The 14,710-nt window shown below is 68.3% G+C and carries 17 protein-coding genes; 8 read left to right on the forward strand and 9 right to left on the reverse strand.

The genetic code is table 11. The features are described from left to right. Positions 1 to 5: 5 nt before the first annotated feature. Positions 6 to 479 (forward strand): hypothetical protein, encoded by a 474-nt coding sequence (locus P6144_RS06395; protein WP_277766904.1) that lies wholly within the window; start codon positions 6 to 8, stop codon positions 477 to 479. A 10-nt stretch (positions 480 to 489) separates the two neighbouring features. Here the strand turns inward: P6144_RS06395 and P6144_RS06400 are convergent, their stop codons facing one another. Beyond that, a complete protein-coding gene (locus P6144_RS06400) occupies positions 490 to 1,338 on the reverse strand; it encodes an oxygenase MpaB family protein (protein ID WP_277766905.1) in 849 nt (282 codons plus the stop codon). Between the two features lie 99 nt (positions 1,339 to 1,437). On the opposite strand from P6144_RS06400, the gene P6144_RS06405 reads away from it, so the two are divergent. Then, positions 1,438 to 2,451, forward strand: coding sequence for a L,D-transpeptidase (locus P6144_RS06405; RefSeq protein ID WP_277766906.1), 1,014 nt, complete (start codon positions 1,438 to 1,440; stop codon positions 2,449 to 2,451). Positions 2,452 to 2,546: 95 nt separating this feature from the next. After that, positions 2,547 to 5,219: a phosphoenolpyruvate carboxylase gene (ppc, locus tag P6144_RS06410; RefSeq protein ID WP_277766907.1), complete on the forward strand. Its 2,673-nt coding sequence runs from the start codon at positions 2,547 to 2,549 to the stop codon at positions 5,217 to 5,219. A gap of 191 nt (positions 5,220 to 5,410) precedes the next feature. On the opposite strand, the gene P6144_RS06415 is transcribed toward ppc, so the two are convergent. Further along, on the reverse strand, positions 5,411 to 5,803 hold the full coding sequence (locus tag P6144_RS06415) for an acyl-CoA thioesterase (protein ID WP_277766908.1): 393 nt from the start codon (positions 5,801 to 5,803) through the stop codon (positions 5,411 to 5,413). Positions 5,804 to 5,869: 66 nt separating this feature from the next. Here P6144_RS06415 and P6144_RS06420 point away from each other — a divergent pair, with 66 nt between their 5' ends. Next, a complete protein-coding gene (locus tag P6144_RS06420) occupies positions 5,870 to 6,073 on the forward strand; it encodes a hypothetical protein (protein WP_277766909.1) in 204 nt (67 codons plus the stop codon). Between the two features lies 1 nt (position 6,074). Here P6144_RS06420 and P6144_RS06425 read toward each other — a convergent pair whose 3' ends face one another. From P6144_RS06425 to P6144_RS06445, 5 genes are all read right to left on the reverse strand, one after another. Continuing rightward, positions 6,075 to 6,917, reverse strand: a complete 843-nt coding sequence (locus P6144_RS06425) for an MliC family protein (RefSeq protein WP_277766910.1) — start codon at positions 6,915 to 6,917, stop codon at positions 6,075 to 6,077. A 65-nt stretch (positions 6,918 to 6,982) separates the two neighbouring features. Continuing rightward, positions 6,983 to 7,390 carry a biopolymer transporter ExbD gene (locus P6144_RS06430; protein WP_277766911.1) on the reverse strand — a complete coding sequence of 136 codons (408 nt, stop codon included), beginning with the start codon at positions 7,388 to 7,390 and terminating at the stop codon, positions 6,983 to 6,985. Positions 7,391 to 7,456: 66 nt separating this feature from the next. Continuing rightward, positions 7,457 to 8,047 carry a YdeI/OmpD-associated family protein gene (locus tag P6144_RS06435; RefSeq protein ID WP_277766912.1) on the reverse strand — a complete coding sequence of 197 codons (591 nt, stop codon included), beginning with the start codon at positions 8,045 to 8,047 and terminating at the stop codon, positions 7,457 to 7,459. Between the two features lie 46 nt (positions 8,048 to 8,093). Beyond that, positions 8,094 to 8,432 (reverse strand): DNA primase, encoded by a 339-nt coding sequence (locus P6144_RS06440; RefSeq protein WP_277766913.1) that lies wholly within the window; start codon positions 8,430 to 8,432, stop codon positions 8,094 to 8,096. A gap of 76 nt (positions 8,433 to 8,508) precedes the next feature. Continuing rightward, positions 8,509 to 9,741 carry a multidrug effflux MFS transporter gene (locus P6144_RS06445; RefSeq protein ID WP_277766914.1) on the reverse strand — a complete coding sequence of 411 codons (1,233 nt, stop codon included), beginning with the start codon at positions 9,739 to 9,741 and terminating at the stop codon, positions 8,509 to 8,511. A 116-nt stretch (positions 9,742 to 9,857) separates the two neighbouring features. Here P6144_RS06445 and P6144_RS06450 point away from each other — a divergent pair, with 116 nt between their 5' ends. The 3 genes from P6144_RS06450 to P6144_RS06460 all read left to right on the forward strand — a co-directional run bounded on the left by P6144_RS06450 (position 9,858) and on the right by P6144_RS06460 (position 12,847). Next, entirely contained in the window at positions 9,858 to 10,346 is a 489-nt protein-coding gene (locus P6144_RS06450) for a hypothetical protein (protein ID WP_277766915.1), read from the forward strand. 124 nt (positions 10,347 to 10,470) lie between these two features. Next, positions 10,471 to 11,421, forward strand: coding sequence for a 2-oxoglutarate and iron-dependent oxygenase domain-containing protein (locus tag P6144_RS06455; RefSeq protein ID WP_277766916.1), 951 nt, complete (start codon positions 10,471 to 10,473; stop codon positions 11,419 to 11,421). Positions 11,422 to 11,554: 133 nt separating this feature from the next. Further along, positions 11,555 to 12,847: a homoserine dehydrogenase gene (locus P6144_RS06460; RefSeq protein WP_277766917.1), complete on the forward strand. Its 1,293-nt coding sequence runs from the start codon at positions 11,555 to 11,557 to the stop codon at positions 12,845 to 12,847. On the opposite strand, the gene P6144_RS06465 is transcribed toward P6144_RS06460, so the two are convergent. Further along, complete coding sequence (locus P6144_RS06465; RefSeq protein ID WP_277766918.1) at positions 12,844 to 13,146, reverse strand: hypothetical protein; 303 nt, start codon at positions 13,144 to 13,146, stop codon at positions 12,844 to 12,846. The genes P6144_RS06460 and P6144_RS06465 overlap by 4 nt on opposite strands. Positions 13,147 to 13,201: 55 nt before the next feature. Next, on the reverse strand, positions 13,202 to 13,573 hold the full coding sequence (locus P6144_RS06470) for a hypothetical protein (RefSeq protein WP_277766919.1): 372 nt from the start codon (positions 13,571 to 13,573) through the stop codon (positions 13,202 to 13,204). A 156-nt stretch (positions 13,574 to 13,729) separates the two neighbouring features. Between P6144_RS06470 and glpX the strand changes: the two genes are divergently transcribed. Continuing rightward, the gene (glpX, locus tag P6144_RS06475; RefSeq protein ID WP_277766920.1) at positions 13,730 to 14,698 is read left to right on the forward strand and encodes a class II fructose-bisphosphatase; all 969 of its coding nucleotides are present in this window, start codon (positions 13,730 to 13,732) and stop codon (positions 14,696 to 14,698) included. Positions 14,699 to 14,710: the final 12 nt, after the last annotated feature.

The following is a 14,710-nucleotide window of genomic DNA, read 5'->3' on the forward strand; positions in this document are numbered from 1 at the left end:
CACGCATGCGCATTCCCCTGATCCTCGCCGCAGCGGCGGCCGGCCTCGCAGCCCTGCCCGCCCAGGCCCAGCATGCCGGCGGCGCCTTCCTCGCCGCCTATGACACCAATCATGACGGCAAGCTGCCGCGCGCCGAATATGATGCTGCCCGCGCCGAACGCTTCGCGGCGACCGATGCGGACAAGGACGGCAGCATCTCCGAGGCCGAATATGTCGGCGAATATTCGGCGCGGCTCGACAGGCAGCTCGCAGCTTCGGGCGACAGCGCAGAGAAGCAGGCGGAGGAGCGCACCCGCCAGATCCGCCAGACGCATGTCCGCTTCGGCGCGCTCGACACCAACAAGGACGGGCGGATCGACCGCGCCGAATATGACGCGATCGCCGGGCGGACCTTTGCCGAGCAGGATGCCGACAAGGACGGGGTGATCACCGCCGCCGATGTCGCGGCGACGGCGGCGGCACGCAAGGCTGCGAACTAGCGACCAGCCCCTAGCGGAACGCCCAGCGCAGCGTGCTGGCCACGCCGCGCGTGCCGATGCGCAGCGCAGGGGTGGCGAGACCGGGGCCGGAAAGCCCGTGCATCGCCCGCGCCCAGGGCGGCAGCAGATCGACCGCCGCCCCGAAGGTGAGCGCCTGGACCGGCGCGACGGCAAGGTTTGGCGCTGGCTGATCGAGCACCATGCGCGCGACCTCGCGGGTGCGGGCGTCGACGAGCAGCTCAGGGCGCATCGCCGCGATCAGCGCATCGGCCTCGGCGCGGCTGCGTGGGATGGGGTCCGTCCCCAACGCCTCGGCGATGCGGGCGAAATCGGCGAAATAGGCATCCTGGTCGGCGCGGCTCATGCCCGGCTCGGCATAACGGATCCAGGCATCGAGGAAGCTCACAGCCTCGGTGACATGCACCCAGGCGAGCAGGTGCGGATCATCGGCGGCATAGGGGGTGCCATCGGGCAGCACGCCCTTCACCCGGGTGTGGACGTCGCGGACCTTGTCGATCACTTCCTCGGCCTCGGCGGCCGAGCCATAGGTGGTGACGGCGATGAAGCGCGCGGTGCGGCGCAGGCGCCCGAGCATGTCGCCGCGGAAGCTCGAATGATCCCAGACCCCGGCGAGCACCGCCGGATGGAGCATCTGGAGCAGCAGCGCCGCGACGCCGCCGACCATCATCGTGGTGACGTCGCCGTGGACGCGCCAGACCACGGACTCGGGGCCGAACAGGCTCTCGTCCGGCTTGCGCTGAACAGGCTTCTCGCCCTTGTTCTGGTCGTTGAACACTGCGCGCACCTGGCCCATCAGCGCCCCGCGCAGCTGCCTCGCGATCCCTTGAGCCGGATTCATGCCCTCAAGTTAGGGACTTGCTGCTTTCCCGCAACCGCCCGTTTTCGTTGCGGCGGCGGGCTGATAGGATGTCATGACGTCGTCTCACGGGGGTGATTCTTGCTCAGATCCAGGCGTTTCCGCGCGCTCGCGCTCGCCGCGGCCTGCGGGCTGCTCGCCACCGCGGGCACCGCGCAGATGCAGCCGATCGCCGGCGGCAACGTGATGGCCGCGGTCGAACGGCTCCAGCCCGGCCAGTTCCTCTGGGTGCCCGAGATCGCGCCGTCGGGCCCGATGCTGGTGGTGGTGAACATCGCTACCCAGCGCGTCGTCGCCTATCGGAACGGCGTGCCGATCGCAGTCTCGACCGTCTCCACCGGCAAGCCGGGGCACCGCACCCCGACCGGGGTGTTCACCATCCTGCAAAAGGCCAAGTGGCACCGGTCGAGCAAATATTCGAACGCGCCGATGCCGTTCATGCAGCGGCTGACCTGGTATGGCATCGCGCTGCACGCAGGCAACCTGCCCGGCTATCCCGCCTCGCACGGCTGCATCCGCCTGCCGAGCGAGTTCGCCCGCCTGCTGTTCGACGAGACCGAACTGGGCATGACCGTGATCGTCACCAACCAGGCGCCGGCGCTGCGCATCGGCGCCAAGCCGACCCAGTCGCCCGCCTTCCCCGCCGGACCGGCGGTGTGGCGGCCCGAGCTTTCGCGCGCCGGCCCGGTCTCGATCGTGGTGAGCGGCGCCGACCGGCGGATGGTGGTGCTGCGCAACGGCGTGGAGATCGGATCGGCGCCGGTGGCGTTCGACGGCGAGATCGACCGGGTGCAGGCCTATGTTCTGCAGGATGTCGTGGCGGGCAATTATCGCTGGCAGCGGCTCGCGCTGCCCGGCGAAGGCTATGCCGCCGCCAACCGCGCCGGCCCCGATGCCGGCCGCTTCCAGGGCAGCGACCCCTTCCGCCGCGCGCTGGCCGACGTCGTCGGCCCCGGCACGACCCTGGTGGTGATCCCCGATTCGCTCGGACTCGGCGCCGATCTCGCCCCGCCGGCGCAGGATCCCGACGCGCTGATCGAGAATGATCCGGGCGTCGGCGGCTGGCTGGAAGAGTCGAGCGTAGTTGCGCGCTGATTTCTCAGACCTTTGCGGCAGAAAGCGAAACTAAACAGGGGGCCAAGCGCTTTCGCATTGACCCCGTAACATTTCGCAGTGCAGCAACGCGCCTCATGGCTAGCCTCGCAATCGCAAATAACGAGGATGTTCGCTTCCTCGGTCGGCTCCTCGGCAACGTGATCCGTGCCTATGGCGGCGAGGAGCTGTTCAAGCGCATCGAATATATCCGATCGACCTCGGTGGACCGCGCGCGCGGCGTGGCGGGATCGGGATCGGTCGATCGAGGGCTCGATCGGCTGAGCCTGGACGAGACGCTCGATTTCACCCGCGGCTTCATGCTGTTCTCGATGCTCGCCAACTTGGCCGAGGATCGCCAGGGCGTGGCGACCGAACAGGATGCCGATGTTGCCGCCGCGCTCAAGCGGCTGGCGGGCGAAGGCATCGGCCAGGACCAGGTGATGGCGCTGCTCGACCATGCGTTGATCGCTCCGGTGCTGACCGCGCACCCCACCGAAGTGCGCCGCAAGTCGATGATCGACCACAAGAACCGGATCGCCGAGCTGATGCTGCTGCGCGACCGCGGCGTGGCCGAGACCGAGGATGGCGACAAGGTGGAGGAAGCGATCCTCCGCCAGATCGCGCTGCTGTGGCAGACCCGCGTCCTGCGCCGCGAGAAGCTGGGTGTGGCCGACGAGGTGGAGACGGCGCTCTCCTACCTGCGCGACATCTTCCTGCCGGTGCTGCCTGCCCTCTATGCGCGCTGGGACCGGGCGCTGGGCAGCCGCACGCCGAGCTTCCTGCGTCCGGGCAGCTGGATCGGCGGCGACCGCGACGGCAATCCCTTCGTCACCGCCGATTCGATGCAGTTCGCGCTGGCCCGCGCCGCCGAGGCGGTGCTCGGCTATTATCTCGACGCGGTGCACGCGCTTGGCGCCGAGCTTTCGATCTCGACCGAGCACGTCACGGTGAGCGAGGCGCTGCTCAAGCTTGCCGAGGCCAGCCATGACGAAGCCAAGAGCCGCGCCGACGAGCCCTATCGCCGCGCGATCACCGGCATCTATGCCCGCCTTTCGGCCACCCACCAGAAGCTGACCGGCAAGGCGCCGCCGCGCCCCGCCGCGATAGCCGCCGAGCCCTATGCCAATCCGGGCGAGTTCCGCGAGGAGCTGGTGATCGTCGCGCATGCGCTGGCCGACGAAGGCGAGGGACCGCTCGCCACCGGCGGCGCACTGGGCCGGCTGATCCGCGCTGTGGAGACCTTCGGCTTTCACCTCGCCACGCTCGACATGCGCCAGAACAGCGCGGTGCACGAGCGCGTGATCGCCGAGCTGCTCAAGGCGGGCGGCGTGGTCGACGATTATGCCGCGCTATCCGAGGACGAGCGGATCGCGCTGCTTCGCAAGGAACTGGCGAACGCGCGGCCGCTGACCAGCCCCTATGCCGTATATTCGGAGGAGACCGCCTCCGAGCTGGCGATCGTCCGCATGGCGGCGCAGTCGCACGCCAAGTACGGCCGCCAGTGCATCACCCACTATATCGTATCGATGGCGCAGTCGGTGTCGGACCTGCTCGAGGTGCACATCCTGCTCAAGGAAGCGGGCCTCTACATTCCGGGCGACGCGCCGCAGGCACACATCATGGCGATCCCGCTGTTCGAGACGATCGGCGATCTCGAAGGCGCGCCGGCGATCATGGAAGCCTGGCTGGGCCTGCCCGAAGTCGCCGCGATCGCGGCGAAGCGCGGGCACCAGGAAGTGATGATCGGCTATTCCGATTCGAACAAGGACGGCGGCTATCTGACCTCGACCTGGCAGCTGTCGCGCGGATCGACCGCGCTCAAGCCGGTGTTCGAGAAGGCCGGACTGGGCATGCAGCTGTTCCATGGCCGAGGCGGCGCGGTGGGCCGCGGCGGCGGTTCGTCGTTCGCGGCGATCCTCGCCCAGCCCAAGGGCACGGTGCAGGGCCGCATCCGCGTGACCGAGCAGGGCGAGATCATCGCCGCCAAATACGGCACGCGCGAGAGCGCGCGGACCAACCTCGAGGCCATGGCTTCGGCGACGCTGCTCGCCAGCCTGGAACCCGAGAAGCTGAACAAGGCCGATGCCGAACGCTTCGCCGCCGCGATGGACCAGCTCTCCGATGCGGCGTTCAAGGCCTATCGCGGGCTGGTCTATGAGACCGACGGCTTTACCCGCTTCTTCCGCCAGGCCACGCCGATCGCCGAGATCGCGGGCCTGAAGATCGGCTCGCGTCCGGCCAGCCGCAAGAAGAGCGACGCGATCGAGGACCTTCGCGCGATCCCCTGGGTGTTCAGCTGGGCACAGGCCCGGATCATGCTGCCGGGCTGGTACGGCGTCGGCCAGGCGATCGAACAGTTCGAGGACAAGGGGCTGCTACGCGAGATGGCGACGGCCTGGCCGCTCTTTGCCTCGACGCTGGCGAACATGGAGCAGGTGCTCGCCAAATCTGACATGGAGATCGCCGCGCACTACGCCAACCTGGTCGAGGACGAGGGCCTGCGCGACGCGATCTTCGGCCGCATCCGCGAGGGCTGGCAGAAGACGCATGACGGGTTGCTCCAGGCGACGCGCCAGACGCGGCTGCTGGAGAAGCATGCGGCGCTTGAAACTTCGATCCGCCTGCGCCTGCCCTATATCGAGCCGCTCAACCTGTTGCAGATCGAGCTTCTGAAGCGGCATCGTGCCGGCGAGGAGGACCCGCGGGTCGGCGAAGGCATCCTGCTGTCGATCAACGCGATCGCGACGGCACTGCGGAACAGCGGCTAGTTTTTAGATCCTCCCCCAAAGCGCAGCGGCGGGGGAGGTGGCACGCGAAGCGTGACGGAGGGGGCGGCGAGGCGAAGCCGCGCCGTCCTGGACGCCCCGCACGCGGTGGACGCGCCGTGGGCGCCCCCCTCCACCCCTCGCTTCGCGAGCGGTCCCCCTCCCCCGCCGCTTCGTTCTGGGGGAGGATTTGATCAGGAGAGAAACGGTGCCGCCACCTCGGCCGGCACGCGGATCAGCCGCTGGGTGGCGCGGTCGATGATTGCCCAGGTGGTCTTGGCCTCGACGCGGACTTTCCCGTCGGCACCGGTGAACTTCATGTGGCGATCGAAGCGCGCGCCGCGCGGGGGCTCGGGGACCCAGGTCTCCGCGATCACCGTCTCGCCTTCGGTGACGTTGCCGCGATAATCGATCTCGTGCCGGGTCACGACCCAGAAATAGGCCGCCTCATGCTCGGGCGAGGCGAGCGAATACCAGTGCGCCACCGCGACGTCCTGGATCCACTTCACCCACACGGCATTGTTGACATGGCCGAGCTCGTCAATGTCCTCGGGGCCGGCGGTGATCGTCGCGGTGTAGCGTGCCATGCGCCTCTTCTAGCTTAACCAATTCCGGAAGCGCAGCCTTCATTCCCGCGCGGCTACGCCGGGGGCATGATCCCGCGCCGCCCCTCCCGGATCTTCCGCAGCCGCTGGGCCGCCCTGCTCTGGGCCGCCGGCGTGCTGTTCACCGCGGTCAGCTTTATCGGGCTGGGCGACAAGGAGAGCCACCGGGCGGCGGCCGCGCTCGAGGACGCGACCGGCACCAATGTGAGCAACAGCGATCTGGCGGTGCTGCAGAACCTGATCGACGGATGAGCTAGCGGATCACCGCGCAGACGACCGGCGGCTGACCCAGCGCCTCGAACGTCATGTTGTCGCCCTTGCCCTGGAAGGTGACGCGCCCGTTCGAATAGCGGATGCCCGAGGCCATGCGCTGCTGCTGGAGGACCATCGTCCGGCCGGCGCGGACCAGCATCACCTGACCCTTGTCCGGATCGAAGCGCGCAACGATGCGCACGCCGTCGATGCAGCGGAAGCGCGCCTGGGAGCGATTGTCGACCGTGGCGGGCGGCACCTCGCCCGGGCGCGGCTTGAGATCGCTGCCGCTGATATGCCAGCGGCGCTGCTCGGGGGTGGCGCCATCGACCGCGGCGCGGCGCAGCGTGACCGAGCCGCGCAGATTGAACGGGCCGCCGGCCTTGAGATTGCCATAGGCGCGCACCGGCACCGTCACGTAGCGCGAGCCGGCCGCGCCTTCGATCGCCGAAGGGGCGCCGATCTCGGCATGATAGTCGCGATACTTGGCAAAGCTCGCCGCAAACGCCTCGCGGGGCATCCCCGCCGCGCCCGGGCTCCACAGCGCATAGGCCTGGCCATATTTGCCCGCCTCGATCAGCGCATAATAGGTCTGGACGACATTGGCGGCGCCCTGAGCGCTGTCTTCGCTGAAGGGTGCCTCGCTCACCACATCGGGAGTCTTGGCGGGCGCGGGCGCCGGGGTGGCGGCGGGCGTCGCATCGGCCTTGATCGGGCGCTTGTCGAGCGGCGCGGGCGAGGCGTCGTCGGTAATGTTGGTCTCCTCGCTCTGCGTAACATTGGCGGCGGGCGGCTGGCTGGTGCAGGCGCCGAGCGCAAACAGGGCGATCAGGGGAAGGCGCATCCGGGGGAATCCTCTCTCGTTCGGGAGCGTAACGAAGGGCCGGATGCGCCTGTTCCGTGGCCTCCCTAGTCCTCGAGCGGGCGGTTGCCGACGAAGCCGAGTCTGGTGACGCCGGCGGTCTTCACCTGGGCGAGGATCGCGTCGAACCGCTCGTAGCGCGCCTCGGGATCAGTCTGCATGTGAAGCGTCGCCCCCGACTGGTGGAGCGCGCCGAGCTTCTCGGCCAGCGCCGCATCCGGGATCGCCGCGCCGTTCCAGAACAAAGCGCCCTGGCGATCGATGCCGAGCACGGCGGGCGGAAGCTGCTCGGCGACCGGATTCTTCCCCGACGGCAGGTCGATCGGCACCTTCTGCGTGGCGATCGGGATCGAGAGGATCATCACGATCAGGAGGACCAGCATCACGTCGATGAACGGCGTGACGTTCATGCTGCTCATCAGGGCGGGTTCGGGAATGCGGGCAACACGGGCCATGGCAGTTCTCCTCTCGTTATGATGATGTAACATATCATTCCGAGAGGGGATGGCAACGAGCTTCGTCTAGCAATTCTCGTATTTCCAGTTGCGCCGCTTGCCTTCGCGCATCCAGGCGACGGCGTCGCCGACGCGCTTGGCCCTGGTCTCGGGACGCTTGGCCTCGGCGATCCAGTCGCAATATTCGCGGCGACAGCTGGGCGGGAAACCGTCGAAGGTGGCAGCGGCGGCATCGTCCGCGGCGAGCGCCTCGGCCAGCTCGGGCGGCACTTCGGCCTCGCCCTTGGGCGCAGCACGGGGCCGGGCGGGCTTGCTCTCGCCGAGCTTGGCCGCCGCCTCGCGGATCAGCCGCTCGACCTCGGCAGCGTCAGGCAGGTCGGCGAGCGATTCGATGCGGCCGAACTGGCCCATCCCCTCGCCTTCCCTGCCGGTTTCATTGTCCTGCCGGTTCCAGAAGCCGAAGCTCGCATGCGCCTTGAACGACGCCATGTTGGCGAAGGGCTTGCCCCCGAGCGTGAAGAAGGGATGCGACCATTTGATCGTCTCCTCCGCTTCGGGCACCGCGGCATGGAAACGTTCGCGCAGCCAGCTGAGGATCGGCTGCGCGAATGGGGCGCGGCCGGCGATATAGGCGTCAACCCTGGGATCGCGGTTCATGGGGCGGCATGGTCTGCCGCCCCCGAGCGTACGTCAAGGCCGGGCCTCAGGGCTCCAGCGCGTCCTCGTCGGCATCGTCGAGATCGTCGTCGTCCTCGAGCTCGTCCTCGTCGAAATCGTCCTGGACCTCGTCCTCGGAGATGGCGCGCGCGCCCTGATCCGCGTCGTCATCCTCCTCGCCGATCTCGTCGTCGACCATCGTGAGATCGTCTTCGTCGTCATCGTCGTCGTCGCCATAGTCTGGCGTCATGTCGGTGAGAATGTTGCCGTCGCTCGGCCCGTCGGTCGTGGCCTCGAGGATCTCGGCGCGCTGGCTCTCGTCATAGCCTTCCTCGTCGAACCCGTCGTCGCCCGGACCACGCCCCGGAACCTGATAGCCACCCATCGCCTGTCCTCACGCTGCGCGCCCGCCACGACGGCGGGGCTTCGAAGTGCGAACGGCGATGAAGCCCGAGCGTTCCCTAGCTGGGGCGGAACATCCGTCCGCGCTCGGTCAACGCTACTACCACGAATGAGAGGACGCCCATAAGCAGGAATCCGGCATAGATGGGCACGGTGGTACCGTTGAACGACTGGCCGATCGCGGCGCCGATCAGCGCCGAGCCCAGCGTGCTGACAAAGCCCTGCAGGCTGGCCGCGGTGCCGGCGATCTCGCCCATCTTCTCCATCGCCAGCGCCGAGAAATTGGAGGTGGAAAGGCTGACGCACCCCATCATCAGCGCCTGGAGCAGGATGAAGCTCCACAGCGCCTCATAGCCGAACCAGGCGAGGACGAGGTGGAGCGCGGCGAAACCGATCATGCCAACCAGCGCCGTGTGCGAGATGCGGCGCATGCCGATCTTCATCACCAGCCAGCTGTTGGCGAAGGAAGCGAGCGCCATGGTCGAGGCAACGCAGGGGAAGACCACTGCGAGCAACCCGGGCGCATGGAACACCTCTTCCATTACCTGCTGCACCGAGCCGATGAACCCGAACAGCCCACCCGAAAGCAGGGTGACGCCGATCGTGTAGCCCACAGCCTGGCGATCGCGCAGCATCAGGCCATAATCGGAAAGGACCCGGCCAGGGTTGAGCGACAGGCGCGCGTCCTGGGCCAGCGTCTCGGGCATGCGCAGCCAGAACCAGGTCAGCACCAGCGCCGCGATCAGCGCGACCATCCAGAAGATCAGCCGCCAGGCGCCGACGAACAGCACGAGCTGGCCAAGGCTCGGCGCGAAGATCGGCGCCGCCATGAAAACGATCACCGCAAGGCTCATCACCCGCGCCATCGCCCGGCCGGCGAAGCAGTCGCGCACCAGCGCGATCGAGACGACGCGCGCACCCGCCGCCGAGGCGCCCATCGCCGCGCGCGCGATCAACAGCAGCGTGAAGCTGCCCGATGCCGCCGCCAGCACGCTGGTCGCAACATAGAGCGCAAGCGCGATCACCAGCACCGGCCGCCGGCCATAGCGATCCGAAAGGGGGCCGTAGATCAGCTGGGCGAAGGCGAAGCCGATCAGGAAGGCGGTGATCACATATTGGCGGTGATTGGGCTCATCCACGCCCAGACTGGCGCCGATCGCCGGCAAGGCGGGCAGCATCGAATCGATGCCGAGCGCCGTGAGCGCCATCATCGCGGCGACGAGGCTGACGAACTCGACAAAGCCGAGCGGCGCCTTGTTCCGGGCACTTGCTGTGAGGTGCGGCTCTTCCATGGCCGCGCAAATGGCGCATCATCGCGCCCGCGTCACCCCCTGTTCGGCACGCAGTTGCAGTCGGCGCGCATCTGCGCTAGTGTGTTGTTTGAATAACACGCCTACGGAGACCCATCATGCGCCCGCTGCTCCTGCTGCTCCCCCTCGCGCTCGCCGCCTGCAACGGCAAGGGCACCTCGGTCTCGATCGACGTCGATGGCGACGACAATTCGAGCTTCACGATGGACAACGGCACGGTCGCGGTGAACGGCACCGACTTCAAGGCGAAGTTCAAGGTCCCGCAGATCAAGGTGACCGCCGAGAATTTCGACCTGAACGGCGTCAAGCTCTACCCCGGCTCGACGCTCGGCAGCTTCAACATCTCCGGCCAGGACAAGCCGGGTGGCAAGGACGAAGGCAAGGTATCGGCCAGCTTCGCCAGCCCCGCCGCGCTCGACAAGGTGCAGGGCTGGTTCCGCGACCAGCTGACCGAGCAGGACTTCAAGTTCACTGCACAGGGCAGCGGCTTTGCCGGCACCACCGACGACGGCGACCCCTTCACGCTCGACCTTTCGGCCGATGGCGACGGCAAGACCAAGGGCCGGATCGAGGTCCGCGGCAGCTAGGCCGCGCGCGCCGCTTTGACGGCGCGCAATTCGCCTTGCCGCCACGCGAGTCATGGCAGTGCCGGGGCGCCTCTTGTCGCGCCGGCACCGGCGGGTCTAACTGACCGCCAAGGAGACTCGTAAAATGGCAACCGTTCTCGACGAGGTACCGCTCGTCTCGATGGCCGAACAGGCGAACGACCCCGAAGGGTTCGCACAGAAATTCGGCCAGTCCTTCCGCCGTTTCGGCTTCGCGATGGTATCGGACCATGGCGTGCCGCAGGAACTCATCGACCGCGCCTGGGCGATGACCAAGGCGTTCTTCGACCTGCCCGAGGAAACCAAGCGCGCCTATTTCGTCGCGGGCGGCGGGGGCGCGCGCGGCTACACGCCGTTCAAGACCGAGATCGCCAAGGGCGCGACGCATGTCGACCTGAAGGAATTCTGGCATGTCGGGCGCGAGCTGGCCAAGGGCCATCGCTTCGAGAAGGACATGGCCGCCAATATCTGGCCGGACCAGCCCGAAGGCTTCCGCGAGACCTTCCTCGAGCTGTTCCAGGCGTTCGACGATGCCGGCGACCGGCTGCTTTCGGCAGTGGCGATCTATCTTGGCCTCGAGCCCAACTGGTTCGATCGCGCGGTGCGGGACGGCAATTCGGTGCTGCGCCTGCTCCACTATCCGCCGGTGCCCGCCGATGCCCCCGAAGTGCGCGCCGGCGCGCATGAGGACATCAACCTGATCACGCTTCTCCTCGGTGCCGAGGAAGCCGGCCTCGAGCTGCTCGACAAGGACGGCCGCTGGCTGCCGGTCAAGCCGCCCGAAGGCGCGATGGTGATCAATGTCGGCGACATGCTGCAGCGGCTGACCAACCATTATCTGCCCTCGACCACCCACCGCGTGGTCAACCCGCCGGTCGAGCGCCGCGGCACCCCGCGCTACTCGATGCCCTTCTTCCTGCATCCGGCGCCGGACTTCCTGATCGAGACGCTGCCGTCGACCATCACGGACGAGAACCCGAACCGCTATCCGACGCCGATCACCGCGCACGACTATCTGTTCGAGCGGCTGGTCGAGATCGGGCTGATCAAGAAATAGTATCTTGAAAGCCCCTCCCCCTCGGGGGAGGGGTTGGGGTGGGGCATATCCGCAGGCGCAGTCTCGGTGAGACGTCCCCCACCCCCAACCCCTCCCCTAAAGGGGAGGGGCTTATTTTTGCGTGAGAGAGATCATGACCGAACCGCTTCGTATCGCACTTGCAGGCCTTGGCACCGTCGGCGCGGGCGTGATTCGCCTGATCGACGCGAATGGCGAACTGATCGCCCGCCGTGCCGGCCGTCCGATCGAAGTGGTCGCCGTCTCCGCGCGCGACCGGGCCAAGGATCGCGGCGTCGACATCTCCCGCTTCGACTGGGTCGACGATACTGCCGCGTTGGCACAGCATCCCAAGGCCGATGTCGTGGTCGAGCTGGTCGGCGGATCGGACGGCCCGGCGCTGGCGCTCGCCCGCGCTTCGCTCGCCAACGGCAAGAGCTTCGTCACCGCCAACAAGGCGATGATCGCGCATCACGGGCTCGAGCTGGCCAGCGCCGCGGAGGACGCCGGCCTCGCGCTCAAGTTCGAAGCTGCGGTGGCCGGCGGCGTGCCGGTAATCAAGGGGCTGCGCGAAGGCGCCGCCGCCAATGAGATCGCCCGCGTCTATGGCATCCTCAACGGCACCTGCAATTTCATCCTGTCCAAGATGGAAGCCGAAGGCCGCGACTTCGCCGACATCCTCGCCGAGGCGCAGCGCCTGGGCTATGCCGAAGCCGATCCGAGCTTCGACATCGACGGCGTCGATGCCGCGCACAAGCTGTCGATCCTCGCCAGCCTCGCCTTCGGCACCCAGCCGGCGTTCGACCAGATGGCGATCACCGGCGTGCGCCATGTGATGGCGGCCGACATCGCCGAGGCAGCGGCGCTCGGCTATCGCATCCGCCTGCTCGGCGTCGCCGATGCCAGCGCGGGCGGGCTGTTCCAGCGCGTCCACCCGCACCTCGTGCCGCTCAGCCACCCGCTGGCGCACGTCACCGGATCGACCAACGCAGTGGTGGCGGAAGGCAATTTCGTCGGCCGCCTGCTGTTCCAGGGTGCCGGCGCGGGCGACGGCCCGACCGCCTCGGCCGTGGTGGCCGACCTGATCGACATCGCCCGCGGCGAATTCGGCCCGCCCTATGCGATGCCCGCCGCTGCCCTCGCCGCCCCGGCCGCGGCCGACACCGGCGAGCGGACCGGCCGCGCCTATGTTCGCTTCACCGTGGCCGACAAGGTGGGCGTGCTCGCCGAGATCGCCGCGGCGATGCGCGATGCGGGCGTCTCGATCGAGAGCCTGATGCAACGCGGCGCCAGCGCCGATGGCACCGTGCTCGTCGCCATCGTCACGCACGAAGGGCCCGAAAGTGCGGTCGCCGCAGCGCTCGCCAAGCTGCGCGGATCGGCCAGCCTGACCGGCGAGCCGATGTGGATGCACATCCTGGGCGGTTAATCGCCCAGGCTGGTCTTCACGATCTGCCGGCCCTTGCGCGGGCACCAGGGGGCGCCGGTGGTTCCGCAGGGCATGCCCTGGCTCTTCACCGCCTCCGCCTTGGGATCGACAACCTCGGTGTTCGCCAGCGGCAGCCGGTAGCGCTGGTTCGGGTCGGCTGGCGTCGCCACCAGCACGCTGCGGCCCGGCGCGGCACGCGCGGGAATGCGGGTGACGCGCACCGTGCGCGCCTTGCGGTGGCGCTGGGGATCGTCGGCAATGGTGGTGGCCCCGTTAAGGGCCAGCGCGAGAAGCAGCATGGAAGCTCCCGAATTGGTCCACCGCGCCTAACGCACGGCTCGCCTCTCGTTTCCCTCAGGGCGCAAGATCGCGGCGTACCGTGTGCACGCCGCGCGCGCTGACCGTTGCAGTGACGCCCACCGATCCGCAGCGGACGGTGAAGGCGCCTTGCCCGCACGGCATATTCCCGTCCGCCCCGTCGAACAGCCGGGCGAGGCGTCCGGCATCGGTATCCGGCCCGGTATAGGGCGTGACCAGGGGCACGCGGTACTTGTCCGCCTCGCACCGCGCGCAGACCGTGATCTCGTTCTCGTCGCGTGCGCGGGTACATTGCGGGTTCGCCGACCAGGTGCGGCGATGCATCTCCATCGCTTCGGCCGGGGTCAGCGCCGGCGCCTGGGCTTCGGCCTGGGCCGGGGCGAGCAGCAGCGTGGCAAGGATCAGCATCGCACATTCCTCCCGCCCCCGGAGAGTCGCTTCGCTAGCGCAACGATGTGGCCGAAATGCGGGCAGATCGGCCTGACAACGTTAGCGGCATCGACAAGCGCCGCCGCCCTGCCTAATCGCCCCTCCAAGTCCAATCTTCGGGGGTGATCCTTTCCCATGTCGCAGACCGCCAGCCACGCGCTTGACCGCGTCCTCGTCCTCGAAATGGTGCGCGTGACCGAAGCGGCGGCGATCGCCGCCTCGACTCTCACCGGGCGCGGCGACGAAAAGGCGGCCGATGCCGCCGCCGTCGAGGCGATGCGCGACGCGCTCAACAAGCTCTATCTCGACGGCACCGTGGTGATCGGCGAGGGCGAGCGCGACGAGGCGCCGATGCTGTTCATCGGCGAGAAGGTGGGCGCGGCGCAGGGCAAGGGCCCGGCGATCGACATCGCGCTCGACCCGCTCGAAGGCACGACGATCTGCGCCAAGGCCGGCCCCAATGCGCTGGCGGTGCTTGCCGTCGCCGAGAAGGGCGGCCTGCTCAACGCCCCCGACGTCTATATGGACAAGATCGCGGTCGGTCCGGGCTATCCCGAAGGCGTGATCGACCTGGCCAAGTCGCCGACCGAGAATGTGAAGGCGATCGCCGCCGCCAAGGGCGTGGCGCCGCACGAGATCATCGCCTGCGTGCTTGATCGCCCACGCCACGAGAAGCTGATCGCCGAGCTGCGCGGCGTCGGCTGCGGCGTGGTGCTGATCGGCGACGGCGACGTGGCCGGCGTGATCGCCACCACCGATCCGGAGACGACGATCGACGTCTATATGGGCCAGGGCGGCGCCCCCGAGGGCGTGCTCGCCTGCGCGGCGCTGCGCTGCGTCGGCGGCCAGTTCAAGGGCCGGCTGGTGTTCCGCAACGAGGACGAGCGCCAGCGCGCGCGCAAATGGGGCATCGAGGATCTCGACAAGATCTACGACCTGACCGAGCTGGCCAAGGGCGACTGCATCTTCGCAGCGACGGGCGTGACCGACGGCTCGCTGCTCGAAGGCGTGAAGCGCTTCGCCGGCAAGATGACCACCGAGAGCGTGGTGATGCGCGCCCATTCGGGCACGGTGCGCTGGGTGAAGGGCGAGCACCGGATCTAAGCAAGGCCTAGC

Origin of the sequence: Sphingomonas sp. HITSZ_GF, from assembly GCF_029543155.1 — a bacterium.
Classification (GTDB): domain Bacteria; phylum Pseudomonadota; class Alphaproteobacteria; order Sphingomonadales; family Sphingomonadaceae; genus Sphingomonas.

What these genes read in the sequence shown, in the direction of transcription:
- P6144_RS06470 (WP_277766919.1), bottom strand. Translation starts at nt 13,573, where the DNA reads ATGCTGATCCTTGCCACGCTGCTGCTCGCCCCGGCCCAGGCCGAAGCC.
- P6144_RS06400 (WP_277766905.1), bottom strand. Translation starts at nt 1,338, where the DNA reads ATGAATCCGGCTCAAGGGATCGCGAGGCAGCTGCGCGGGGCGCTGATG.
- P6144_RS06465 (WP_277766918.1), bottom strand. Translation starts at nt 13,146, where the DNA reads ATGCTGCTTCTCGCGCTGGCCCTTAACGGGGCCACCACCATTGCCGAC.
- P6144_RS06430 (WP_277766911.1), bottom strand. Translation starts at nt 7,390, where the DNA reads ATGGCCCGTGTTGCCCGCATTCCCGAACCCGCCCTGATGAGCAGCATG.
- P6144_RS06460 (WP_277766917.1), top strand. Translation starts at nt 11,555, where the DNA reads ATGACCGAACCGCTTCGTATCGCACTTGCAGGCCTTGGCACCGTCGGC.
- P6144_RS06450 (WP_277766915.1), top strand. Translation starts at nt 9,858, where the DNA reads ATGCGCCCGCTGCTCCTGCTGCTCCCCCTCGCGCTCGCCGCCTGCAAC.
- P6144_RS06415 (WP_277766908.1), bottom strand. Translation starts at nt 5,803, where the DNA reads ATGGCACGCTACACCGCGACGATCACCGCCGGCCCCGAGGACATTGAC.
- glpX (WP_277766920.1), top strand. Translation starts at nt 13,730, where the DNA reads ATGTCGCAGACCGCCAGCCACGCGCTTGACCGCGTCCTCGTCCTCGAA.
- ppc (WP_277766907.1), top strand. Translation starts at nt 2,547, where the DNA reads ATGGCTAGCCTCGCAATCGCAAATAACGAGGATGTTCGCTTCCTCGGT.
- P6144_RS06395 (WP_277766904.1), top strand. Translation starts at nt 6, where the DNA reads ATGCGCATTCCCCTGATCCTCGCCGCAGCGGCGGCCGGCCTCGCAGCC.
- P6144_RS06420 (WP_277766909.1), top strand. Translation starts at nt 5,870, where the DNA reads ATGATCCCGCGCCGCCCCTCCCGGATCTTCCGCAGCCGCTGGGCCGCC.
- P6144_RS06445 (WP_277766914.1), bottom strand. Translation starts at nt 9,741, where the DNA reads ATGGAAGAGCCGCACCTCACAGCAAGTGCCCGGAACAAGGCGCCGCTC.
- P6144_RS06425 (WP_277766910.1), bottom strand. Translation starts at nt 6,917, where the DNA reads ATGCGCCTTCCCCTGATCGCCCTGTTTGCGCTCGGCGCCTGCACCAGC.
- P6144_RS06435 (WP_277766912.1), bottom strand. Translation starts at nt 8,047, where the DNA reads ATGAACCGCGATCCCAGGGTTGACGCCTATATCGCCGGCCGCGCCCCA.
- P6144_RS06455 (WP_277766916.1), top strand. Translation starts at nt 10,471, where the DNA reads ATGGCAACCGTTCTCGACGAGGTACCGCTCGTCTCGATGGCCGAACAG.
- P6144_RS06440 (WP_277766913.1), bottom strand. Translation starts at nt 8,432, where the DNA reads ATGGGTGGCTATCAGGTTCCGGGGCGTGGTCCGGGCGACGACGGGTTC.